25 protein-coding genes are annotated in these 21,464 nt (G+C 67.2%); 12 read left to right on the forward strand and 13 right to left on the reverse strand.

The window, feature by feature from the left end; translation table 11 throughout:
• Both TX76_RS18195 and TX76_RS15275 read left to right on the forward strand, forming a co-directional pair.
• On the forward strand, positions 1-716 hold a 716-nt coding region (locus tag TX76_RS18195), incomplete at its 5' end, for a TOPRIM nucleotidyl transferase/hydrolase domain-containing protein (RefSeq protein ID WP_228842403.1).
• Positions 717-887: 171 nt separating this feature from the next.
• A complete protein-coding gene (locus TX76_RS15275; protein ID WP_049903627.1) occupies positions 888-1,763 on the forward strand; it encodes a homoserine kinase in 876 nt (291 codons plus the stop codon).
• A gap of 9 nt (positions 1,764-1,772) precedes the next feature.
• On the opposite strand, the gene TX76_RS15280 is transcribed toward TX76_RS15275, so the two are convergent.
• Together TX76_RS15280 and pdxS are read right to left on the reverse strand one after the other, a co-directional pair.
• Positions 1,773-2,288 carry a PH domain-containing protein gene (locus TX76_RS15280; protein WP_049903629.1) on the reverse strand — a complete coding sequence of 172 codons (516 nt, stop codon included), beginning with the start codon at positions 2,286-2,288 and terminating at the stop codon, positions 1,773-1,775.
• 414 nt (positions 2,289-2,702) lie between these two features.
• Positions 2,703-3,611: a pyridoxal 5'-phosphate synthase lyase subunit PdxS gene (gene pdxS, locus TX76_RS15285; protein WP_049903630.1), complete on the reverse strand. Its 909-nt coding sequence runs from the start codon at positions 3,609-3,611 to the stop codon at positions 2,703-2,705.
• A gap of 175 nt (positions 3,612-3,786) precedes the next feature.
• On the opposite strand from pdxS, the gene TX76_RS15290 reads away from it, so the two are divergent.
• Complete coding sequence (locus tag TX76_RS15290) at positions 3,787-4,767, forward strand: PLP-dependent cysteine synthase family protein (protein WP_049903632.1); 981 nt, start codon at positions 3,787-3,789, stop codon at positions 4,765-4,767.
• Positions 4,768-4,812: 45 nt separating this feature from the next.
• Here TX76_RS15290 and TX76_RS15295 read toward each other — a convergent pair whose 3' ends face one another.
• From TX76_RS15295 to TX76_RS15305, 3 genes are all read right to left on the reverse strand, one after another.
• Entirely contained in the window at positions 4,813-5,184 is a 372-nt protein-coding gene (locus tag TX76_RS15295; RefSeq protein WP_049903634.1) for a DUF5615 family PIN-like protein, read from the reverse strand.
• The gene (locus TX76_RS15300; RefSeq protein ID WP_049903690.1) at positions 5,181-5,456 is read right to left on the reverse strand and encodes a DUF433 domain-containing protein; all 276 of its coding nucleotides are present in this window, start codon (positions 5,454-5,456) and stop codon (positions 5,181-5,183) included. Before TX76_RS15300 ends, TX76_RS15295 begins: the two co-directional genes overlap by 4 nt.
• Positions 5,457-5,681: 225 nt before the next feature.
• Positions 5,682-6,485, reverse strand: a complete 804-nt coding sequence (locus TX76_RS15305) for an alpha/beta fold hydrolase (RefSeq protein WP_049903636.1) — start codon at positions 6,483-6,485, stop codon at positions 5,682-5,684.
• A gap of 180 nt (positions 6,486-6,665) precedes the next feature.
• Between TX76_RS15305 and TX76_RS15310 the strand changes: the two genes are divergently transcribed.
• The 5 genes from TX76_RS15310 to TX76_RS15330 all read left to right on the forward strand — a co-directional run bounded on the left by TX76_RS15310 (position 6,666) and on the right by TX76_RS15330 (position 10,692).
• On the forward strand, positions 6,666-7,859 hold the full coding sequence (locus tag TX76_RS15310) for a cystathionine gamma-synthase (protein ID WP_049903637.1): 1,194 nt from the start codon (positions 6,666-6,668) through the stop codon (positions 7,857-7,859).
• A 90-nt stretch (positions 7,860-7,949) separates the two neighbouring features.
• A complete protein-coding gene (locus tag TX76_RS15315; protein ID WP_049903639.1) occupies positions 7,950-8,663 on the forward strand; it encodes a DUF1405 domain-containing protein in 714 nt (237 codons plus the stop codon).
• Positions 8,664-8,772: 109 nt separating this feature from the next.
• Complete coding sequence (locus tag TX76_RS15320) at positions 8,773-9,777, forward strand: Cdc6/Cdc18 family protein (protein WP_049903641.1); 1,005 nt, start codon at positions 8,773-8,775, stop codon at positions 9,775-9,777.
• 59 nt (positions 9,778-9,836) lie between these two features.
• Positions 9,837-10,022: a hypothetical protein gene (locus TX76_RS15325; protein ID WP_049903643.1), complete on the forward strand. Its 186-nt coding sequence runs from the start codon at positions 9,837-9,839 to the stop codon at positions 10,020-10,022.
• 82 nt (positions 10,023-10,104) lie between these two features.
• Positions 10,105-10,692, forward strand: coding sequence for a hypothetical protein (locus TX76_RS15330; protein WP_049903645.1), 588 nt, complete (start codon positions 10,105-10,107; stop codon positions 10,690-10,692).
• 95 nt (positions 10,693-10,787) lie between these two features.
• Here TX76_RS15330 and TX76_RS15335 read toward each other — a convergent pair whose 3' ends face one another.
• From TX76_RS15335 to TX76_RS15350, 4 genes are all read right to left on the reverse strand, one after another.
• Entirely contained in the window at positions 10,788-11,687 is a 900-nt protein-coding gene (locus TX76_RS15335) for an HFX_2341 family transcriptional regulator (RefSeq protein WP_049903646.1), read from the reverse strand.
• Between the two features lie 62 nt (positions 11,688-11,749).
• Entirely contained in the window at positions 11,750-12,097 is a 348-nt protein-coding gene (locus tag TX76_RS15340; protein ID WP_049903648.1) for a tRNA-binding protein, read from the reverse strand.
• A 435-nt stretch (positions 12,098-12,532) separates the two neighbouring features.
• Complete coding sequence (locus TX76_RS15345; RefSeq protein ID WP_049903650.1) at positions 12,533-13,105, reverse strand: NUDIX hydrolase; 573 nt, start codon at positions 13,103-13,105, stop codon at positions 12,533-12,535.
• Positions 13,106-13,162: 57 nt separating this feature from the next.
• Positions 13,163-14,143: a diacylglycerol/lipid kinase family protein gene (locus TX76_RS15350; RefSeq protein ID WP_049903651.1), complete on the reverse strand. Its 981-nt coding sequence runs from the start codon at positions 14,141-14,143 to the stop codon at positions 13,163-13,165.
• A 53-nt stretch (positions 14,144-14,196) separates the two neighbouring features.
• Between TX76_RS15350 and TX76_RS15355 the strand changes: the two genes are divergently transcribed.
• Positions 14,197-14,904, forward strand: a complete 708-nt coding sequence (locus tag TX76_RS15355) for a CehA/McbA family metallohydrolase (RefSeq protein WP_049903652.1) — start codon at positions 14,197-14,199, stop codon at positions 14,902-14,904.
• A 7-nt stretch (positions 14,905-14,911) separates the two neighbouring features.
• Here TX76_RS15355 and TX76_RS15360 read toward each other — a convergent pair whose 3' ends face one another.
• On the reverse strand, positions 14,912-15,325 hold the full coding sequence (locus TX76_RS15360) for an Lrp/AsnC family transcriptional regulator (protein ID WP_049903654.1): 414 nt from the start codon (positions 15,323-15,325) through the stop codon (positions 14,912-14,914).
• Between the two features lie 98 nt (positions 15,326-15,423).
• Here TX76_RS15360 and carA point away from each other — a divergent pair, with 98 nt between their 5' ends.
• Entirely contained in the window at positions 15,424-16,488 is a 1,065-nt protein-coding gene (gene carA / locus TX76_RS15365) for a glutamine-hydrolyzing carbamoyl-phosphate synthase small subunit (protein WP_049903655.1), read from the forward strand.
• A 70-nt stretch (positions 16,489-16,558) separates the two neighbouring features.
• Here carA and TX76_RS15370 read toward each other — a convergent pair whose 3' ends face one another.
• Positions 16,559-17,107 (reverse strand): hypothetical protein, encoded by a 549-nt coding sequence (locus TX76_RS15370; protein ID WP_049903656.1) that lies wholly within the window; start codon positions 17,105-17,107, stop codon positions 16,559-16,561.
• 256 nt (positions 17,108-17,363) lie between these two features.
• Between TX76_RS15370 and dnaG the strand changes: the two genes are divergently transcribed.
• Positions 17,364-18,917 (forward strand): DNA primase DnaG, encoded by a 1,554-nt coding sequence (dnaG, locus tag TX76_RS15375; RefSeq protein ID WP_049903658.1) that lies wholly within the window; start codon positions 17,364-17,366, stop codon positions 18,915-18,917.
• On the opposite strand, the gene TX76_RS15380 is transcribed toward dnaG, so the two are convergent.
• Together TX76_RS15380 and TX76_RS15385 are read right to left on the reverse strand one after the other, a co-directional pair.
• On the reverse strand, positions 18,818-19,315 hold the full coding sequence (locus TX76_RS15380) for a GNAT family N-acetyltransferase (protein ID WP_049903659.1): 498 nt from the start codon (positions 19,313-19,315) through the stop codon (positions 18,818-18,820). The two genes, dnaG and TX76_RS15380, sit on opposite strands and share 100 nt — an antisense overlap.
• Positions 19,312-20,697, reverse strand: coding sequence for a DUF92 domain-containing protein (locus TX76_RS15385; protein WP_049903660.1), 1,386 nt, complete (start codon positions 20,695-20,697; stop codon positions 19,312-19,314). The genes TX76_RS15380 and TX76_RS15385 overlap by 4 nt, the downstream gene beginning before the upstream one ends.
• Positions 20,698-20,825: 128 nt before the next feature.
• Here TX76_RS15385 and TX76_RS15390 point away from each other — a divergent pair, with 128 nt between their 5' ends.
• Positions 20,826-21,434, forward strand: coding sequence for an undecaprenyl diphosphate synthase family protein (locus tag TX76_RS15390; RefSeq protein ID WP_049903662.1), 609 nt, complete (start codon positions 20,826-20,828; stop codon positions 21,432-21,434).
• The last annotated feature ends 30 nt before the right edge of the window (positions 21,435-21,464 follow it).

The raw sequence follows: 21,464 nt of genomic DNA on the forward strand, positions 1-21,464 counted from the left end.
AAGTAGGAGATATCGTTCGCATAGAGCGTAAGGAGGATAGTAAAATAAGGAACGTGCCAGATGCTAAAATAGAAAGTGAACTTTCAGATCTTGGTTATAGTAAGAGCGGACTAATTCAGTCAGAGGCAGTAGTGTTTGTTGAGGGGCGATCGGATAAAATAATCCTGAAGGAATTCGCTCAGACGTTAGGACTGAATCTTGGTGATCGAGGCATTGAAATGGTGGAACTGGAGGGGGAAGGAAACATGAAAGAGCACGGCCGTTCCTTAGTCAAACTGCTTGACTCATTTGAAATTCCGTATCTGTTTATCGTTGATTCTCATGGCGAAGAGCCGAGCAATGTCGTACATGACTACGTCACCAAAATCAACAGAGAAGACGCAGATACTTGGTGGCACACTAGGCCAGAATACTTCCACGCTTGGTCAAAATATGGTATCGAGTCGTACCTCATAGAGGCCCCAGATGCTATCTCGTCAGCGACGGACGGGAATCAAGAACGGATTGAAGAAATCATACGCGAGAATGATAAAGAACCTGACAAAGCGAAAGCTTTGGGGGAAGTTTATTCAGAAATAATAACTACACTCGAACCGAATGAGATAGCGTATAAAAAAGACACCGACGGAAGAACGATTGCTAGGAAGATGGATCGGGAACAAATACCCGAAGAGACAACAGAGGTCATAGATATGATTGCGAGTTTGGTCGACTGAAAATACCTCTGCCAGGTGGATTTTGTCCATTATGCGTCTTGTACTGTATTAATCCAATAGTTCATTTTCAGGACGAATCCTACTCGAAGCCGACGAAGATTCCTGAGAACGAGGGGAGACCGTACGCGGCCGTCCGCTATCCTTTTGCGCCCCCTCGCACAACCCGCGGTCATGCTCACCGTCCGGGCCCCCGCGACGAGCGCCAACCTCGGCAGCGGGTTCGACGTGTTCGGCGTCGCCCTGGAGCGCCCGGCGGACGTGGTTCGGGTCGCGAAGGCCGACCGGACGACGATCGAGGTCACGGGCACCGGGAGTCAGTACATCCCCGAGGACCCCGAAAAGAACACCGTCGGGGCGGTCGCCGAGGCGCTCGACGCGCCCGCACACATCGAGATCGACAAGGGTGTGCGGCCGGCCTCTGGTCTCGGGTCGTCGGCCGCGAGCGCCGCCGCCGCCGCGGTCGCGCTCAACGAACTCTACGGACGCGGGCACACGCGCGAGGAGCTCGTCCCGATCGCGGCCGAGGGCGAGGCGGTCGTCTCTGGTACTCCCCACGCCGACAACGTCGCGCCCGCGATCCTCGGGGGATTCACGGTCGCGGCAGGCGAGGGTGTCTCACAGGTCGACACCGCGATCCCGCTGGTGGCGTGTCTGCCCGAGATCGTGGTCTCGACCCGCGACGCGCGCCGGGTGGTTCCCGAGGGAGCGACGATGGAGGAGTTGGTCGAGACGGTCGGTGCGGCTGCGACGCTCACGATCGGAATGTGTCGTGGCGATCCGGAACTCGTCGGCACGGGGATGGACGATCCGGTGGTGACGCCTGCGCGCGCCGATCTGATCGACGGCTACGAGGAGGTCAGGACCGCAGCACTCGAAGCGGGGGCGACAGGGGTCACCGTCAGCGGTGCGGGACCGGGCGTGCTCGCGGCCTGCGGGGCAGACGACCGGCGGCGGATCGCGAGCGCGATGCTCGACGCGTTCGCCGCTCGCGGGATCGATGCGCGCGCGTACCCGACGCGAGTCGGACGGGGCGCGACGATCCATTAGGGCCTCAGATCAGAGTCCGTTTCGTTCTCCGGAAGCAATATTATCGAGCGCCTCGGTCAGGGCCTGGTTGACCTCCTGGGGATCGGAGACGCCGTCGAAGGAGACGTCCATCGTGTCCGAACCGGCGGTGTAGATCGTGATGTGGCCGTACGAGAACAGGCGTTCGAGCACCGACTGTTCGTAGGTGGTGTTCTGGACCCGATCGAGTCTGACCTGGGCGACGTTGCGGTTCACGATCCCGGTCTTGCGGTAGACTTCCTCGCTCGTGATGATGTAGTGGGTGCTCCGCTGGGAGACGTACGCCCACACGACGATCGCGAGCCCGATCGGAACCCCCACGAGAGGGAGCCACCGGGCCGGCGGTTCGGTCAGGACGACGGCCGTCAACACGATCCCGGCGATCACGAGCGCGATCCCGAACAGGATCGACGGCAGGACGAGCCGGAGGCTGGGGTGGCCCTCCCACCTGACCTCCTCACCCTCGGTGAACGTGACCCACTCCGGGACGTCGTTTCTTTCCGACATGCTCGCCGATACCGAGCCGGCCCGGATAGATGTATCGGCGCTCGACTGTCCGATCGACATTTAGCATATCCGGGCGAGGAGGCCCCGCCAGCGCGGCGGCGGGCGGTTGCGGCTCCTGGTGGATCGAGGGCGAGGAGGCGACCAACGGGAGCGTCCGAGGGCTCGGGTGGTGCTGTGCGGCGGCGGTGCGGTTCGGGTACCGTGCCTGGCGGATGAAGGGCGAGGCCCGCTCCGCGGGCCGAGGGCTTCTGCGGTGCTGTGCGGAGGCGGTGCGGAAGAGCGCCAGCAGTCCTACCGTGAACGAGCGCCCGCAGGGCGCGAGTGAGCGGATGTTTTTAGTCCAGGTTTTTGGAAGGGGTTCGAGGGAGTGAGCGAAGCGAGCGACCGAGGACCCCTTGTAAAAAAAGTGGGTGACTAGACGCCGCGACCCTGGAGCTTCTCCTCCTCGGCGAGGTCGGCGTTCGCGTCGCCCTTCATTCCCGAACCGGCGTTCGTGGCGATCCCCGCGAGCGTCTCGGGGTCGTCCCACGAGTTGGTGGCCTCGACGATCGCCTCGCCCATCGCGGCGGGGTTCTCCGCGCCGAAGATGCCCGAGCCGACGAAGATGCCGTCACAGCCGTGGTGCATCATCAGCGCGGCGTCGGCGGGCGTGGCGATCCCGCCGGCGGCGAAGTTCACGACGGGCAGCCGGCCGGCCTCGGCGGTCTCGTGAACGAGGTCGGCGGGAGCCTCGATCTCGCGGGCGTAGGCCTCGCGCTCCTCGTGGTTCATGCCTTCGAGCTTGCGGATCGCGCCCTTGATCGCGCGCTGGTGGTAGACTGCCTGATTGACGTCGCCGGTGCCGGCCTCGCCCTTGGTCCGGATCATCGCCGCGCCCTCGCCGATTCGCCTGAGTGCCTCGCCGAGGTCGCGCGCGCCGCAGACGAACGGCGCGGTGAACTCGCGCTTGTCGATGTGGTACTCGTCGTCGGCGGGCGTCAGCACTTCGGACTCGTCGATCATGTCTACTCCTGTGGCTTCGAGGATCTGGGCCTCCTTGGTGTGGCCGATCCGCGATTTGCCCATCACCGGGAGCGACACCTCCTCGATGATCTCGGTCACGTCGGCGGGGTCGGCCATCCGTGCGACGCCGCCGCGCTTTCTGATGTCGGCGGGGACGGCTTCAAGCGACATCACCGCGACCGCGCCGGCGTCCTCCGCGATCCGCGCCTGCTCCGCGTTCACGACGTCCATGATGACCCCGCCCTGCTGCATCCGGGCGAACCCGCGCTTCACGAGGTCGGTACCGCGCTTCAGTTCCTCCAAGTCGGTCTCGTCGGCCATGACCGGAGTTGCCGCCCGACGCACTTAACCCTCCTCTTCGGCCACAGATCGTTCGGCTGCCGAAGGCAGAAGGACCAAACGTCGCCCGCGCGAATACTGCCTCAGTCGTAACGATGATACCGCTCATGTCCCCGGACCGGACCGCCGAAGCCAGCTCCGCGTTCCCGCACGACCGATGACGACGCATCGAGCACCGCTCGACTCGGTGAACGAGACCATCGGCGAGACCCCGCTGGTTCGCGTCCACGCAGCCCCCGATGCAGTCCCGGTGTACGCGAAACTCGAATCGTTCAACCCCGGCGCGAGCGTCAAGGACCGCATCGGGCAGTACATGCTCGAAGCGATGCTCGATCGCGGCGACCTCGAACCGGGCGGAACGGTGATCGAACCCACGGCGGGGAACACGGGGATCGGGATCGCGCTCGCCGCCACCCAGCTGGACGTCGAGGCGGTGTTCGTGGTTCCCGAGCGGTTCAGCCTCGAAAAGCAGCAGCTGATGCGATCGCTGGGCGCGGCGGTCGTCAACACCCCCACCGACGACGGGATGGGCGGTGCGATCGATCGGGCCGACGAGCTCGCCGCCGAACACGAGAACGCGGTCGTGCCCCAGCAGTTTTCGAACCCGCTCAACGCCGAGGCGCACTACGCGACCACCGCCCCCGAGATCCACGACGCGCTCGACGGGCAAGTGGGTGCGGTGGTCGCGGGCTGTGGCACGGCGGGGACGCTCATGGGACTCGCACGCTACGCCCGCGAGCAGCACCCGGAAACCGTCGTGGCCGCGGTCGAGCCGCAGGGATCGCGCTACGCGGAGGTCATGGGCAGCGAGGTCGAGGAAGGCGAGTACAAGACCGAGGGGATCGGGACGCACGATCCCTCGAAGAACGAGCTGTTCGATCCCGAACTCGTCGATCAAGTGATTCGAGTCGGGGATCGCACCGCCCAGGACGAACTCAAGCGGCTCGCGCGCGAGGAGGGCCACCTCGTGGCGGCGAGCGCGGGGATGGCGAGCGTCGCCGCCCGCGACGTGGCCGAGCGGATTTCGAATGGTGAGATCGACGCCCCTCACGACACGGTGGTGACGGTGTTCCCCGACTCCTCGGAGCGCTATCTCTCGAAGGGGATCTACGACGAGTTCGAGAACTGGGAAGGGTGATTCGCCCCCGCTGGAGATCGGGCAACGTCGATTTCGGCGCGAGAGCTACTCGTGAAGCCAGCCGTGCCACAGCCCGAGATCGACGAGCTCGTTCGTGATACCTTCAGTGCCGTACTGTTCGATCACTTCGTCGACGGCTCGCGCCAACCCCTCCGGATCGTCGTCGGGGAGCCGCTGGTCGTAGAACAGCAACAGCCCCGCGTGGTCCACTTCGCGGTGCAGCGGTTCGAAATCCTTCGCGTTGTTCGTGCAAAGCAGGACGCCGTTCTCCCCACACCACAGGAGCAATCTACGGTCGGTCGTCCGTTCGCCGAAGCGGTCTTTGGCCTGCATCACGCGATAGCCACGCTCGTCGAGCACGCGCTCGAAGACCCGACCGACGTGTTCGTCGAGGAGGACGGGTGGCGTGTCGCTCACTGAACGGGCTCTTTTGGCTTCAACGAGCCTTCGCGGACCCGTTCGAAGGCATCGGCGTTTTCGCGCCTGTACGTTCGCATCTCGTCGGCGTTCGAGTAGTAGTACGAGAGCGCTTCGTACACCTCGGCGAGCGAGACGTCGAACTGGTCGGCGACGTGTGCCGGGTGGTGGCCGGCGTCGACGACCCGCGAGGCGACGTGACGAACCGCGATCCGCGTTCCCTCGATGTGGGGTTCGCCACCGAGCACGTCGTCGTCGCGGACGATGGTCATGGACATACTACATCCCCGATTCGGTTATATCTTTCCGGCAATCGATCTACCGGGCGTTCGGGAACCGAAACGAGACGGACAACACCCGCGACTCCGATCGACTACCGACGAGCTGTTCCCGATCTTTGCAGAGTTCACTCGACTGGGATCTACGACGACTTCGAAGAGTGGGAAGGGTGATCGCGTTCGGATGGAGACACGGCAAGCGCCAATCGGCTCGGTTTCCTACCGGGTGAGGTCGAGGAGTTCGTCGGTGAGCTTCCCGCGTTCCTCGTAGAACAGGCCGTGACCGCTGTCCTCGAACCGGACGAGTTCGGCGTCGTCGATCCCCTCGTGGAGCACCTCGGCGGTGATGTCGAACGGACAGATCTCGTCGTTGACGCCGTGGCAGATCTTCGTGGGGACGGTGATGTCGGCCATGTCGGACCTCAGGTCTTCGTCCCGGAAGGTCTCGGCGGAGGTCGCCGTCGCGTACTGGGAGGCCTGCATGGCGAGACTCCAGAGCCAGTCGAGGAACTCCTCGGAGGGCATCTGGTGAAAAAGCATCTCGCCGAACTGCGCGTTCATCGCGGGGCGGTCGTTCCGTGCGCCCTCGACGAGCGGATCGATCTCCTCGTCCGAAAGTCCCTCGGAGAAGTCGGGCTTCTCGGTGAGACACGGGCTGGCCGCGCCGAGCAGCGCCAACTTCTCGACGCCCGCCTCGTCGTGACGGCTCATGTAGTGGGTCACGGTGCCGCCGCCCATCGAGAAGCCCGCGAGCGTCGCACCCTCGACGTCGAGGGCGTCGATGACGGCCCGCAGATCGTCGGCGAAGCGGTCGTAGCTGTACTCGCCGTAGGGTTTGTCCGACTGGCCATAGCCCCGGAGATCCACCCCGAGACACCGATGGCCCGCGTCGAGCAACGCCTCGTACTGGTACTCGAACATCCGGTGGTTGAGCGGCCAGCCGTGGACGAACACGATCGGATCGCCCGATCCCATATCGCGCACGAACACCTCGGTCCCGTCGTCGGTCTCGATTCGTGGCATGGCAGCACCCGGACGTTCGCGTGTGTAACGGATAATGCTGTAGAACCACGCCAACGTTGCCTCTACGGAAAGTGTCGCCACCATACTGCCGCCTTCGGAGGGTTCTTTTATTGCTCCGTTCGCCCGTGTGTGCTCGGCGGCGAAGAAAAGAGTCACACACCCTGCGGTCGATGTCCCTCTATGACGAACGACGATGGGCATCGCGAGGATCGTGACGACCACGACGACCGCATCGAGACCCGCGCGATCCACGCCGGCCAGGCACCCGATCCCGAGACGGGCGCGCTGATGACGCCGATCCACGCGAACTCCACGTACGTCCAGGACGCTCCCGGCAAGGACCGTGGCTACGAGTACTCCCGGACGGGGAACCCGACCCGCACCGACCTCGAAGCCAACCTCGCGAGCCTCGAAGGAGGTGCTCACGGCCGCGCCTTTTCGAGCGGGATGGGATCGATCAACACCGTGCTGAATCTGCTCGAAGCGGGCGATCACGTCGTGACGGGAGCCGACGTGTACGGCGGGACACATCGTCTGTTCACCCAGGTCTACGAGGAGTACGACCTCACCTTCGATTTCGTCGACACCACCGATCACGAGGCCGTCGCGGCGGCGATGGGGCCGGACACCGAACTCCTCTGGCTCGAAACCCCCACCAATCCACTGATGCGCGTGGTCGACATCGCCGCCCTCTCGGAGATCGCCCACCAGCACGACGCGCTGTGTGCGGTCGACAACACGTTCGCCACGCCGTATCTCCAGCGGCCGCTGGAACACGGCGCGGACATCGTCAGCCACTCGCTGACGAAGTATCTGGGCGGGCACTCGGACGTGGTCGGCGGCGCGCTCGTGGTCGATAGTGACGACCTCGACGAACGGATCGGGTTCTACCAGAACTCGGTCGGCGCGACGCCTGGCCCCTTCGACGCGTTTCTCGTTCTCCGGGGAACCAAGACCCTCCCGGTGCGGATGGATCGCCACTGCGAGAACGCCCGCGCGCTCGCGACGTGGCTCGACGACCATCCCGACGTGAGCGACGTATACTACCCGGGTCTCGACTCCCATCCCTACCACGACCTCGCCGCACGGCAGATGGACGACTTCGGCGGGATGTTGAGCTTCGAACTCGACGGCACTCTAGAGGAGGCGAGCGCGGTCGTCGAGGGGACGGAGGTGTTCACGCTCGCGGAGTCGCTCGGCGGCGTCGAGAGCTTGATCGAACAGCCCGCCGCGATGACCCACGCCGCGATCCCGCGCGAGGAACGTCTCGAAGCGGGACTGACCGACGGCCTGATCCGGGTCTCGGTGGGGATCGAGCATCTCGACGATCAGCGCCGCGACCTCGATCGCGCGATCGACGCCGCGCTCGACTGACGGCGGTCGAGGCTGTTCGGCGGTCCCGACGGTAGTTCATCACCCGATCGGACCGCCACCGTTTTGCCGCGGCCACCCCTCCCCCGCTCAATGGCCGGAGAAGGCGGCATCGGCCCGTTCGGTCGAATTCTCGACGGGCGGGTTCCCGACCGCGACGCGCTGCCGTGGTACGTCGCGCCGGTGCCGCGCACGATCGAGGACCTCGGGTTCCGGCTCGTGTGGCTCGTCGTCGCCGTGAACCTCGTCGGCACGGCGTTCGGCTTCTGGTACTACCGGGTCCAGTTCGCGCAGACACCGATCGTGATGTGGCCGTTCGTTCCGGACAGTCCGCTGGCAACCTTGTTCATCGCACTCAGCCTCGCCGCGTGGAAGCTCGGCCACGATCCGGAGTGGCTCCACGCACTCGCCTTCTTCGGGTGTCTCAAGCTCGGCCTCTGGACGCCGTTCGTCCAGCTCGTTCTCAACGGTCCCGGTGGCATCGCGACGTGGCTCTACTGGTTCCTCGTCTTCAGCCACCTCGCGATGGCCCTCCAGGGGTTCGTGATCCACCGCTACGCGGACTTTCCGGTCGGCGCGGTCGCGGTCGCCGTGGCGTGGTACGGGGTCAACGACGTGGTCGATTACTTCGCGCCGCTGGTCGGCGATTTCCACCACACCCTCCTGCGGGCCGAGTTCGTCGACGGCGTGATCGATCACACGGTGGTCGCCCACGACCTCGCTGCGGCGGCGGCGGTGACGCTGACGCTCGCCGCGACGTTCCTCGCGCTCGCCACCCGGGTGAAGAAGCTCGAAGCCGAGCGGTAGTGGGGAGCGCCGCTCGGCGGACGGACGGCGATCGTCGGCGGAACCACCGCTCGGAAAACTGGAAACCCGACGGTTCCATTTATGCTCGTTCGGCCGGCACGTCTCGGGTGTGATTCAGGATGCCCGCATTCTCCGCGACGAGTTCATCCCGAACGAGGTCGGGCATCGCGATTCGGAGATGAACGCGCTGACCCGCGCGCTCGACCCGGTGACGCGGGACGAGCCGGCCGAGACCGCGCTCCTGTTCGGCCCCTCGGGAGCCGGCAAGACCTGTCTCGCACGATTTGCGGTCGATCGGCTGCGCGAGAGCGTGATCGACCTCACTCACCAGTACGTCAACTGCTGGCAGGACTACACCAGGTTTCGCGCGCTGTATCGCCTCCTCGAAGCCATCGGCCCGACCTACGACGTTCACCGCCAGTCGACGCCGACCGACGAGCTTCTCGAACGGCTCGAAGCGTACGACGGCCCGCCGTTCGTGGCCATTCTCGACGAGGTCGACCAGCTCGAAGACGAGCGCGTGCTCTACGATCTATACCGGATTCCGGGGATCTCGATGGTGCTGATCGCCAACCGTGAGCCCGAACTGTTCGCACGACTAGATGAACGGCTCGTCTCGCGGCTCCACGGCGCGACCCGCATCAGGTTCGAGAAGTACGCGGTCGACGAACTCGTTTCGATCCTCGAAGACCGGGTTCGGTGGGGGCTCGACGACGGTGCGATCGATCGCGACGGGCTCGCGCGGATCGCCGACGCGGCCGCCGGCGACGCCCGCGTGGCGATCACCGTGCTCCGCAACGCCGCGAGACGCGCCGAACGCGACGGGGCCGCGACGATCACGCCCGCGACGATCGAGGCGGCGATCCCGGCGGGCCGAACCGCGGTCCAGCGGAAACACGTCGATCAGCTCACCCCTCACCAGCGCGCGCTCTACGGGATCGTCGAGGAGCACGGGTCGATCGCGCCAGGCGACCTCTACGAGGCGTACGCCGCGCGCGTCGACGAGCCGAAGACCGATCGAACGGTCCGCAACCACCTCTCGAAGCTCGCCCACTACAACCTCGTCGTGAAGGAAGGCGAGGGTCGTGGACGAACCTATCGACTTCGGGATTGACAGGGAGTTCCGGAAGTCCGACGCGCGCGTTCAGTAGGTCAGCCCGATAGTCCAGCTGTATGGACAGTCCCGAATCACTCGGCGCCCGCGCTCGCCGCCTCGGATCACTCGCTGCCGGCGACGGCGACGCCACGCCCGACGCGGACGAGGTTTCGCGGGCCTACCGCTACCTTCGCCTCGTGAAGTTGGCCCTCGTGATCGTCGCGACGGCGCTCACGATCGCTCGGATGCTCGGCTGGCTGTGATCTGGCCCACCGCGGAACTTCCGGCAATCCGGCCCGCTCGCTTACGCCGGCTCGACAGTGCGATCCCGGTGGAGGGAACGAAATGATCGGCGCAACCGCCTTCTGTCCGAAGACCGGCGCACAGCTCTCCGAACGACGCCACTACGACGAGCGTGGCCGCTCGCTCCGCGCACCCGTCGCGGACGGGATCGTCGACGGCGACGAGCTCGACGGCGAACTCACGGCGGGGGCGGTGCGGTCGTCGCGGCGCGCGCTGCTCGCACACTTTCGCCGCAGCCACCAGCGCCACGGGTCGGCGGACGCCGACCTCTATCGGACGGTCGCGCTCTGGCTCCGGCGACTCAAGCGGGCGGCGAGCGGCCCGCACGAACCGGATACGATCGTCTGGCTCGCGCTGAGCGCACGGGTTCGCGAGGCGGAGCACGACGCCGACTGGATGCTGGCCCACGTCGCGATCCGCTGTCCGCGGTGTCACGGCCGGCTCAGCTACGAGCGGCTCGGTTCGGAAACGATCCACGCGGCATGTGGCACCGACTGCACCGACGACAGCGCCGATCGCCTGGCCGAGATCGAAACGCTCGCCCGTGATCTCTACGCTCGGGCGTTCCCGTCGTCCGAGGAGGCACGCTTTCCACGGAGCTGGCCGGAGACGGCCGCCGCTGGCGATTGAGTGGTGTCGTTTGCGTGGCGATCGGTCGTTCGGAAATCCTCACTCCGTTCGGATTTTCCCTGCTCGCGGCTCCGCCGCTCGCGTTTTCGAGGTGCTCACTCCGCTCGCACCTCGCCGTCCGCGTGCGAGCGCACCCACAGCTCGCCGATGCGCGAGAGCCGCGTCCGGTGGGATTTGCCGTGGGCGTCCTGCTCGATGTACCCCTTCCCGCCGGGACCGAGTCGGTCGACGTTGTAGATCACCTTCGACCGGAAGCTGTCGGTGTACTCCTCGCTCAGTTCGTTCGCCAGCGCGTGGGCGAGCTCGGAGACGCTCTCGAAGGGGCCGTCCTCGCCGAGTTTGAACAGGATCAGCTCCTCGAACGGTTTGACGTTCGAGAAGGAGGCCACCGGGAGTTCGATGATGTGGCTGCCGTCGACCGCCTTCGCGCCGATGGTGGTGCCGCGCTCGTCGAACTCCGCGAGCAGGTCGCGCGCGCTCTGGAGGCGTTCGTCGACCCGCTCGTCGTCGATCTCGCCCGCGAGGTCAGCGAGGAGGTCGATCTGTCTGTGGAGCTCCTCGGCGAGTTCGGTTTCTAAGTACTTCTCGGGGATGGTGTAGTAGGTGTGGATCCGGCCGCGGTCCTCGCTGCGCTCGACGCCGATCGAGTGGGCGGCGGTGGCGAAGGCGAAGCTCACCGTGCGAGGCATCGCGCTGATGTTGGCCCAGACCTCCCGGTCGGCGTCGAGCTCGGTGTTGATCATCTCGTATGCCTGCTCGAACGCCGCATCGTAGTCGTACACGTCGTCGACGACGAACCGCTCGGTGTCCGCACCGAGCAGGTTCCGGAAGTCCTGTTCGAGCTTCGCCGCGAGATTGCGGGAGTACTCGACGTTCGCGGCGCTCCCGACCGCGCCTTCGAGGAGGATCACGTGATCGACGTCGAGTTTGTCGCGCACCAGGGGCGCGATCAGCCGGTCGTAGTCGAACCCGACCGGCACGATGTGGGTCTGCATACGCGTCCTATCAGGGAACGACGAATAAGCGTTGCCGAGCGGATCGATCCCCGCGCTCCCGATCAGTACACCCGCGCGCCGTTCTCGACATCGGATTCGGGCTGGAGATGCACGACGCCGTCGCCGTCGGCCGCGTCGACCCCGGTCACGAGACACTGGCTCTCGAAGCCCGCAATCTGAACGGTGCCGAGGTTCACGACTGCGACGACCTGGCGACCGAGGAGTTCCTCGCGGTCGTAGCGCGTCAGCCCGGCGGCCGACTGGAGTGTTTCGCCGCCGAAGTCGACATCGAGCTTGTAGACGTCCTTTCGTGCTTCGGGGAACGCCTCGACGGAGACGATCTCGCCAACGCGCATTTCCACGTCGTCGAGGAACGCTTCGGGACCGATGTCGGGTTCGTCGATGCCCATGAGTCCCATGTGTCGTCGGGTCTCATGACTGCATCGGAGCCGCAGCGGCCGGCGGTCGCGGTGCGGTTGCGGTGGTGGAAGCGGTGTGGTGGGGGTACCTGGCGGATGAAGGGCGAGCGAGCGAAGTGAGCGAGGGCTTCGGCGGTGCTGTGCGATGGCGGAGGTGGGTGCCGTGCGGTCGCGGAAAGCGCCAGCAGTTCTACCGCGAGCGATCGAAGGGAGCGAGCGGGCCGACGACTGACCGGAGTTCTCGTGAGCGACCGTAGGGAGCGAACGAGAGCACGGAAGGGCTTCGCTCTTCCGGAGGGAAGGAGGAGGCTTTTGGTCCAGATTTTGCTAGCGAGGCGCTACGCGCCTCGGACCATTCGCGCGGCTTCGCCGCGCGAAGCCAGCGAGGGAGCGCGTAGCGCGACTGAGCGCAGCAAGAGGTGGGTTCTAGAAGTCGCGCCGCATCGCGATCTCGAACCAGGGACAGAGCCGGAGCTGGCGGTACCACCGCGGGTTCTCGTGGAGATGTTCGTAGGGAGCCCACAGCAGCCCCGCGACCTCGCTCTCGTCGGGGTCGAGGTCGGTATCGGCAAGCGTGGCCTTCAGCACGGTGCAGACCTCGTGTTCGACGCCCTCGTCGTAGTAGTAGCGTTTGTACTCGAAGCGGTCGGTCACCCGGACCTCCTCGTACTGGTCGGCGGTGATGCCGAGCTCGTCGACCAGGCGCTCGCGGGTGGCCTCGACTTGGGTCTGGCCCTCGACGGGATGGGAGGCGACGGTGCCGTCCCAGAAGGTGTCCCAGAGGCGCTTTTCGGGGCTGCGCTGGGCGAGCAGGATGCGGCCGTCCTCGTCGAAGACGAGCACCGTGAACGCGCGGTGGCGGGTCCCGTCGCCGGTGTGGGCGTCGAGGCGGTTGACCGTTCCCTGTGGTTCGTCGTCGCCGTCGACCGCGATCACGTCCTGGCCGGCGTTCGGGTGGGCCGTGTCGGACGCTGCGTCGGCTGACTCCTTCGTGCTCATGGGTGGGTCTCGCGGAGGGGCCTCAAAGTGGCTTCGACTCCCGGAGCGATCGATGGATCACTCCGGGGGCTGCGGGTCGATCTCGTAGCCCTCGCCGACCCGGATCGAGAGCGCGCCCCGTTCGGTTTCGACGTCCAGATCGCGCGCGGAGAGCATCTCGCCGTCGAGGCTGAACGTGCCTGGCTCGCCGTCCCGGACCGAGATCGAGAGTTCGGCGGTTTCGAGCCGGGTGATGTTCGACGTGTCGGTGCCCAGCAGCCGCCGGAGGGTGGCCTCGCCGACGAGCTTCCCGGTCGGGCGGTCCTCGATGATCGTGACCTCGAACCGGCCGTCCTCCATGTCGGCCTGGGTGTGGCCCTCGACCGGGAACCGGCGACCGTTGCCGACGAGGACGAACGCCGCCTCGCCGTGCCACGACTGCTCGTCCGTGGCGGTCTCGACGTCGAGCGTGAGCCCCTCGAAGTCGGCGGCAGTTCGGATCGTGTTGACGACGTATGCGAGCACGCCGAAGGAGTCCTTCATGTCGGCGGTGGTTTCGGAGCTCGCGTCGGCGGTCAGCCCCGCGATCGTGGAGTTGACGAACGGACGGCCGTTCGCGATCCCGAGGTCGACCTGTCTCGTGTCGCCGGTTTCGAGCACCGAGAACGCCTCCTCAACGCTCCCGACGCCGATGTTGCCGGCGAAGTTGTTGCCCGTCCCCGTTGGCACGACACCGACGGTCGTCGAGTCGAGCGCGTCGGCGTCGTAGAGGCCCCGCACCACCTCGTGAATCGTCCCGTCGCCCCCGGCGGCCGCGACGAGGTCGGCGTTCGCCGCCTCGCGCCCGAAGTCGATCGCGTCGCCGCTCTCGTGGGTCTCCCGCACCGCGAAGTCGTGGTCGGTGGCGAGCTCGCGGATCCGTTCGGCGTGATCGGCGCTGCCGCTCACCGGGTTGAGGACGAGCACCCGCGACGCGTCTCCAGAATCGGCGTCGCGGCCGCCGTCAGCGCGGACGGGTCGCCCGCGAATCGGCGGCGTGCGTCCCGGTCGTCGGGCCATGGCCCACCGATTGCGGACGGAACAGCAAAGGTCTGCCGGGTTCTTTGACCCACGTGTACCGGATCGACCTCCACGCACACACACGATTCTTCCACGGTCACCGCCGGCTCGGCGACGCCTACGACCCGCTCGGGGCGAGGCTGCTCACCGGGACCGCGCGCCTCCGTGGGCTCGACGGTGTCGCCACCACCAACCACGACTACTATCGGGAGTTCGACGACGAACTCGCCGGCGTGGCGGTCATCCCCGGTATCGAGGTCTCGACCACGAAGGGTCACGTGCTCGTGGTCGGCCCCGACCCGCCGGCCGAGACGGTTCGCGGGGAGCTCACCCCCTCGGAGGTCGTCGAAATCGCCCACGACCGGAACTGTGCTGCGATCGTCGCTCATCCGTACCGGAACTCCACAGTGAGGGAGGTCGACGCGTCGTTCGACGCCATCGAGGTCAACGGGAAACACCCGCGAACCCGGGAGTGGGTCGAGCGCCTCGCCGACCGTCACGGCCTCCCGATGACCGGCGGCAGCGACGCCCACTACCCGCCGGAGGTCGGGCGGGCGTACACCGCGATCGACGTCGACGACCCCACGCCAGAGAACGTGGTTGCAGCGATCAAGGACGGACGAGTCGAGCCGCGAGTCGACGACTGGCTGCCCTACCAGGTCATCGGCCGACTCTACCGGTACGTCCACGAGGAAAGCGATCAGTTCGACCGTCCGGAGTGGGCGACGCCCGGTGTCGGCGCACCACCGGAGGACGACTGACGATATCCTACCCGCGGCGTTCGTCGAGGATCAGCCGGGTCTTGGTGCTCACGACGTCGTCGAGCTCGCGGGCCTGGGTGATCAGCGCGTTGACCGCGGCCGTATCGGCCGCGTCGACGACGAGCACCACGTCCTGCTCGCCCGAGACCTGCCAGACGAAATCCACCTCGGGCCACTCGGTCATCCGCTTCGAGACCGCCGAGGTGTCGACGTCGACCGCGACCCCGACCTCGATCATCGCCTTGATGTTCCCAGTACGGGTGGTCACGGTGAACCGCTCGATGGTGCCGTCCTCGACGAGCTGCTCGACGCGGTTTCTGACCGTTCCCTCGGAGGTTCCGACCGCTTCGGCGATTTCGGTGTAGGGCGTCCGGGAGTCCCGTCGGAGGACGTTCAGGATGCGGCGATCGAGGTCGTCCATTCCCGGCTGTACCGATCGCCGGCACTTCACGATTACGAATATCGTAACCTTGTTTCGAACACAACGGTTATTACGGGTGCGTCTGTACGCATATCGTAATGACGGATGCCTACGTGGCGATCGAGGGCGGCCACGTCCTGACAGGGCGTGCGCGCGCACCGGGCACGGCCCGTGGCGAACTGGTGTTCACGACCGCCTACACCGGCTACGAGGAGAGCCTGACCGATCCCTCCTACGCCGAGCAGGTGCTCACCTTCTCGTACCCGCTGATCGGCAACTACGGCGTGCGGGACGAGCGGTTCGAATCCGAGGACGTCCAGCCCACGGCGGTCCTCGCCCGCGAACTCACCGACGACGTGGCCGAGTGGCTCGAAGCGGAGGGCGTGCCCGCGATCGACCATCTCGATACCCGCGACGTCGTGACCGACGTCCGCGAGGAGGGCGCGATGGAGTGTGGGATCGCCGCCGGCCCCGACGCGACTCCCGAGGACGCGCTCGCCGAACTCGACCGGTGCAAGGGGATGAGCGAACACACCGACATCGGCGCGACGGTCAGCGTCGACGAACCCGCACGCTACGAGGGCGATGGAGCGTACGAGGTCGCGCTGATCGACTGCGGCGCGAAGGGCTCGATCCGGTCGTCGCTTCTCGAACGTGGTGCGGACGTCACCGTGCTCCCGTACGACGCCACGCCGGAAGACGTCAGGGCGATCGAGCCGGACCTCCTGTTCATCTCGAACGGGCCCGGCGATCCCGAGAACTTCGAGGCCGCCCAAGGGCTCGTCGAGGAGTTCGCGGGTGAACTCCCGCTTGCGGGCATCTGTCTCGGCCAGCAGATCGTCGCGGCGGCGCTCGGCGGGAGTACCGAGAAGATGGCGTTCGGCCACCGCGGCGTGAACCAGCCGGTCCGGGACCTCGACTCGGGCCGCGTGGTGATGACGACCCAGAACCACGGCTACACCGTGACCGAGCCCGGCGACCTCGACGTCACGCAGGTCAACGTCAACGACGACACGCCCGAGGGACTCGCGAGCGACGCGCTCGACGTCATCACCCGCCAGTACCACCCCGAGGCAAACCCCGGCCCGCACGACTCGCTCGACTTCTTCGACGACGTGCTCGCGATGGCGGATACCCAGCGAGCGGCCCCGACCGCGGACTGATCGTCGATCCCCGAGCGTCGCCCGCGGAACAAACCGACTGGCGACCGAGTCGGCGATGGACCGATTCTCGTCAGTGTCGCTCGGTCGCCGGTCGAGCGGTTTCCGTCTGCTCGTCCGCGGGTTCGACCGAGGTGTCGTCCGAGCGGGTGGGGCCCGCGAACTCGGTCGTGGCGCAGTCGACGCAGTAGTGGTTGTGCTCGACGGAGCTGGTGACGATGGGGACGCCAGCCAGGCAGACCTCTTCGCGGTAGCGCCGGACCAGGCCCTGGTCCAGTCGTGAGTCACAGCTCACACACCGTTCCGTCCGCCCTTCCGCGGTGCGGAGAACGCGCTCGTCGACGCTCCGGACCCGTCCGAACCGGGTGAGCGAGTGGCGGCGATCCAGGCGACGGCGAAAGCGCGGGTTCACGAACACACCGAAGAGAACGAGCACCACGGAGATGAGCACGATCGCGGCCGACGCCACGAGGTTCACCGGCGCGGAACCGCCGACGATCCGAAGTGACGTCACGACGATGCCGAGCACGCCCAGTCCCACCAGTAGCCAGCCAGCGACGCCATAGAGAAGCTCCGACACCGTGGTGGCGAGTCGTTGGGACTCGGATTTCTTCGCCGGCATACGTCGGATGAGCGACGACACCGACATAATTGTTGGGGAGTTGCCACCGGAAGCCGGCGGTCACCACAGGGCAGCCCCACGGTATCGGGCGACCGAGATCGCTTCTCGGAGGGGGAGGTGTTCGTCGCTTCGATGGTTATTCCCACGGAATCGCGGGGCGGTAGGTATATGCGTTCGGCCCGGCAATATCTGCTGCATCAGTGACGCGGTTTCAACGCGGTTCACGGAGTACGCCCCGCCGGGGCAGTTCACAATCATGGAGGACACAGCGAAGTACCTGATTCACGCGGACGTCACCGCCGAGGGGGTGGTGGAGCGAAACGACGTGGTCGGCGCGGTCTTCGGCCAGACCGAGGGCCTGCTCGGCGACGATCTCGATCTCCGGACGCTCCAGGACGCCTCGAAGGTCGGTCGGATCGACGTGGCGATCAACTCCCAGAACGGCCAGTCGTTCGGCCGGATCACCATCGCGAGCGGGCTCGACAGGGTCGAGACCGCGATCCTCGGCGCATCGCTCGAAACCATCGACCGGATCGGGCCGTGTCGCTCGACCGTCGACGTCGACCGGATCGAGGACGTCCGGGCCGCCAAACGCCGCGAGGTGGTCGATCGCGCGAAGGCGCTGCTCGGCGCGTTCGAGGAGTCCACGATGAGCTCGGCGGAACTCGTCGAAGCCGTCCGCGAGAGCGCACGCACCGGGGAGATAACCACCTACGAGGGGCTGCCGGCCGGGCCGCGGGTCGCCGAGACCGACGCGATCATCGTGGTCGAGGGGCGAGCGGACGTGCTCACCCTGCTGGGCTACGGCGTCAAAAACGCTATCGCGGTCGAGGGAACGAACGTGCCCGATCCGGTGGCCGCACTCACCGAGCAGCGCACGACGACCGCCTTCCTCGACGGCGACCGCGGCGGCGACCTCATCCTGAAGGAGCTCGGCCAGGTGGGAGACGTCGATTACGTCGCGGTCGCGCCCACAGGAGAAAGTGTCGAGGACCTCTCGCGCGAGGCGGCGCTGTCGGCGCTCCGCGAGAAGGTCGCCTACGATCTCGTCGCGGGTGCGAACAGCCCGCGCGAGGCCGTCGCCGCCACCGACGGCAGCGCGCGGCCCGCCCCCGAGAGCACCGAGCCCGCGCCGCCGGTCGAGCCTGGCGGCGCGACCGGTCCGGACGCCACCCTCGACGCGACCCCGACAACGACGGGCGACACCGCCGACGAGTCGACCGCGACAGCCGGTGTCGAGTCGGCCCAGTCGCCCTCGGCCGAGAGCGACGCAGCACGTGCGACGGTCGAAGCCGAGGGTGGGGCGGCGACCGAATCGGCCGAATCGACCGGGTCGACCGAGACGGTCGACGCCGACGACGCAACCGGCGGAACCGCCACCGAACCGGCGGCTGGCACACCGGCCGACGAGTCGGACGCCACACCGGAGCCCGAGACGCTCCGCGGGCACGTCCGAGCGGTCATCGAGGGCGAGTCCGGACGCGTCCGGCTGCTCGACACCGATTTCGAGACGGTGGCCGACGCGCCGGCGAGCGAGGCGTTCGACGCGATCGAGGGGGCGACGGCGGTCCCTGCGAGCGTGGTGCTCGACGGCGAACTCACCCAGCGCGTGCTCGACGTCGCCGCCCAGCGCGGCGTCGCAGGGATCGTCGCACGCTCGGAGGGCGAGTTCGTCAAGAAACCCACCGGGGTCCGGGTGCGGACGGCGGCTCAGCTCCGGCCCGAATCCGACGACGAACCCGACGCGGCATCGGGGGACTCGTCCGACGCCGACTCGGACGCGGTCGACGAGGAATCCGCATCGGGCTGACGAACGAACAGGAGTCCGTCGTCGCCGTCGTAGTGACAGGAAAGTCGCTCGGCGACCGCGAAGCCGTGGCGCTCGTAGAAGCGTCTCGCACGGGTGGCGTCCGCGCGGGTCGTGAGTCGGAGTTCGCTTTCTCCCACCCGGTCGACGACCGCAGCGAGCAGCGCCGAGCCGTGGCCCGATCCTCGGTGATCGGGCGCGACCGCGAGTTCGGCGAGATAGGCGGGGTCGCCCGGGATCGCGAGCGCGTACCCGACCGGCGGTCGTCCGGCGACGAGCGCCAGGGGCGGGCCGTCGATCCCGGCATGGAGGAGGTCGGGCCACGTCGAGTCGAGCGACACGGTCTGGATGGCGAGCAGCGTCGTGAGATCGTCGCGGGTCGCCTCGCGGATCGTCGTCATAGCGGCGCGAGGCCAACACCCACGGCGAGCGCCGCACACACCAGCGCGGCCGCGAGCGTCGCGAGGAAGTTCACGGTCCGGTTGTCGAACTCCAGACCACCGAGTGAGCCGCTGTTCCGTCCGACACTCGTGGTGCCGCCCCGACCCGGGAGCAGGCTGTCGAAGCGCCGGTCCTCGAACAGCGCCCCGAGGAGGCTGTCGACGACCATCCCCGCGACCCCCGCCGCGGCGATGATCGCCGCGCCCGCCGGTGTCACGTCGAGGGCGAGGGCGGCGAGGCCGGCGACCACCACTGCGCCGCCGAGCCCTGCGACCACGCCCTGCCACGTCACGCCGCCGTCGGTCCCCGGGGGCACGGGTTCGAGCGTCGTGATGAGTCTGGGAGTGTCGTAGAGCCCGCCGATCTCGCTCGACAGCGTGTCGGCCATCGCGGCGGCGATCGAACCCGCGAAGACGAACCGGAACAGCTCGCCGCCGACGGGGAGGAGCGGGGCCGCGGCGTAGCCGAGCACCGCCCCCAGCGCGACCGCGGCGTTCGCGAGCACGTTCCCGCTGCCGCGCGCGCCGCCGTCGTCCTCGGCGATGCCGCGCTGGCGCTTCCGATCGTACCGGAACTTGGTGGCGAGCCCGCCGCCCGCGAAGAAGGCGATCAGCAGCGCGAACCAGCCGAACCCGCCGAGCACGATCATCAGCAGTCCCGAGAGCACGCCCGTCAACATTCCCGGGATCGAGGCGGTGTCGAGCGCGTACGCGAGATAGCCGAACCCGGCGGTGACCGCGAGCGCGACGCCGATCCCGGTCGCGGGGACCGACGGCGAGAGCTCGGCGAGCAGCCAGAGCAGGAGTCCCGCCGAGAAGAGGACGAGCGGATCGTCGCGCTCGAACAGCACCGAACGAACCAGCGCGCCGAGCAGCGCTCCGCTGGCGGCGTAGAAGATCGCGAGCGCTGGCGACGGCGTGGGCGCGACGAGCCCGACCACGAGCTGGCCCGCCGTGCCCGCGAGCGTCCCGCCGACCACGAACCCGACGACGCCCGCGATCGGCGTCCCCCGCCACACCCGAACCACCGCCTCGACGAGGTTGCCGCCCGAGAGCACGAGCACGCTCGCCACGAACACGAACGTCGGCATCGTGAAGAGGGAGGCGAACAGCGCGAGCCCGGCGGCCGCGAGCGAAAAGCCCGCGAGGCCGTAGAGGGTGCGCTCCTCGCGGTCGCCCGAGCGAGCGAACAGCTCGAACACCCGCCCGTCGTCGATCACGAAGGCCGCGAGCCCCGCGACGACGACGAACGGCGCGGCGGCCGCCCGTCCGAGAAACGGGGCGGCGAGCGAGAGCGCGCCGACGAGCGCGAACCCGCCCGCCCGCCGGACAGGGTGGGTCACTGCCCGTCGTTTTCCCGAAGGCCACTTAACACTCCCGAAGCCACCGGAACCGGCGGGTGTGGTGCGGCGAGCGGCGAGTTCCGCACACGAGCCGTGAGTTTTAGGCGCGCGCCGCGAGTAGTCGGCGTGTGGGACTCTACGACCGGTATCTCGCCGCACGGGTCCGCCGGAACCCGGCTCCGTTGCCTGCGCGGATCGCGCTGGTCATCGCCGAGCGCGACCTCCTGGAGGGAGGTGCGTACCGAACCCTGGAGGACTGTTTTGCGTGGGCGTTCGAGTACGGGGCCGACCGCGTGATGGTGTACGTCAGCGTGCTCGATACTGGTGCTGTGCCCACCATCCGACGAGTCTTCGAGCGGTGTGATGCGCCGCGCGAGCTCGCGGTCCGGGGACCCGACGACGCCGAGCGCGCCGACGCCCCCATCCAAGTGAGCATCGGTCTCGGCGGCAAACACGAGTTCGCGGAGGCAGTACGCGGGGTCGCGACTCAGGTCGAGGCCGGCACGCTCACCGCCGGCGACATCGACGGCGACGCGATCGAGGAGCGGCTGGTGTTCCCCGAAGACCCCGACCTCGTCATCAAGACCGGCGCGGAGCGACTCTCCGATTTCATGATCTGGCAGTCCGTCTACTCGGAACTCCACTTCACCGACGTCAACTGGCGCGATTTCAGGAAACGCGACTACCTCCGGGCGCTCCGGGACTACCAGAATCGCCAGCGCCGCTACGGAAAGTGAGACCAGGCGGCGTCGCGCTGGCCCACCGCG

Source organism: Halococcus agarilyticus, from assembly GCF_000334895.1.
Classification (GTDB): Archaea; Halobacteriota; Halobacteria; order Halobacteriales; family Halococcaceae; genus Halococcus; species Halococcus agarilyticus.

Bases quoted from the DNA above. Each gene is read 5' to 3' on its own strand.
- TX76_RS15275 (WP_049903627.1), top strand. From the start codon at position 888: ATGCTCACCGTCCGGGCCCCCGCGACGAGCGCCAACCTCGGCAGCGGG.
- TX76_RS15280 (WP_049903629.1), bottom strand. From the start codon at position 2,288: ATGTCGGAAAGAAACGACGTCCCGGAGTGGGTCACGTTCACCGAGGGT.
- pdxS (WP_049903630.1), bottom strand. From the start codon at position 3,611: ATGGCCGACGAGACCGACTTGGAGGAACTGAAGCGCGGTACCGACCTC.
- TX76_RS15290 (WP_049903632.1), top strand. From the start codon at position 3,787: ATGACGACGCATCGAGCACCGCTCGACTCGGTGAACGAGACCATCGGC.
- TX76_RS15300 (WP_049903690.1), bottom strand. From the start codon at position 5,456: ATGACCATCGTCCGCGACGACGACGTGCTCGGTGGCGAACCCCACATC.
- TX76_RS15305 (WP_049903636.1), bottom strand. From the start codon at position 6,485: ATGCCACGAATCGAGACCGACGACGGGACCGAGGTGTTCGTGCGCGAT.
- TX76_RS15310 (WP_049903637.1), top strand. From the start codon at position 6,666: ATGACGAACGACGATGGGCATCGCGAGGATCGTGACGACCACGACGAC.
- TX76_RS15315 (WP_049903639.1), top strand. From the start codon at position 7,950: ATGGCCGGAGAAGGCGGCATCGGCCCGTTCGGTCGAATTCTCGACGGG.
- TX76_RS15325 (WP_049903643.1), top strand. From the start codon at position 9,837: ATGGACAGTCCCGAATCACTCGGCGCCCGCGCTCGCCGCCTCGGATCA.
- TX76_RS15330 (WP_049903645.1), top strand. From the start codon at position 10,105: ATGATCGGCGCAACCGCCTTCTGTCCGAAGACCGGCGCACAGCTCTCC.
- TX76_RS15335 (WP_049903646.1), bottom strand. From the start codon at position 11,687: ATGCAGACCCACATCGTGCCGGTCGGGTTCGACTACGACCGGCTGATC.
- TX76_RS15340 (WP_049903648.1), bottom strand. From the start codon at position 12,097: ATGGGCATCGACGAACCCGACATCGGTCCCGAAGCGTTCCTCGACGAC.
- TX76_RS15345 (WP_049903650.1), bottom strand. From the start codon at position 13,105: ATGAGCACGAAGGAGTCAGCCGACGCAGCGTCCGACACGGCCCACCCG.
- TX76_RS15350 (WP_049903651.1), bottom strand. From the start codon at position 14,143: ATGGCCCGACGACCGGGACGCACGCCGCCGATTCGCGGGCGACCCGTC.
- TX76_RS15360 (WP_049903654.1), bottom strand. From the start codon at position 15,325: ATGGACGACCTCGATCGCCGCATCCTGAACGTCCTCCGACGGGACTCC.
- carA (WP_049903655.1), top strand. From the start codon at position 15,424: ATGACGGATGCCTACGTGGCGATCGAGGGCGGCCACGTCCTGACAGGG.
- TX76_RS15370 (WP_049903656.1), bottom strand. From the start codon at position 17,107: ATGCCGGCGAAGAAATCCGAGTCCCAACGACTCGCCACCACGGTGTCG.
- dnaG (WP_049903658.1), top strand. From the start codon at position 17,364: ATGGAGGACACAGCGAAGTACCTGATTCACGCGGACGTCACCGCCGAG.
- TX76_RS15380 (WP_049903659.1), bottom strand. From the start codon at position 19,315: ATGACGACGATCCGCGAGGCGACCCGCGACGATCTCACGACGCTGCTC.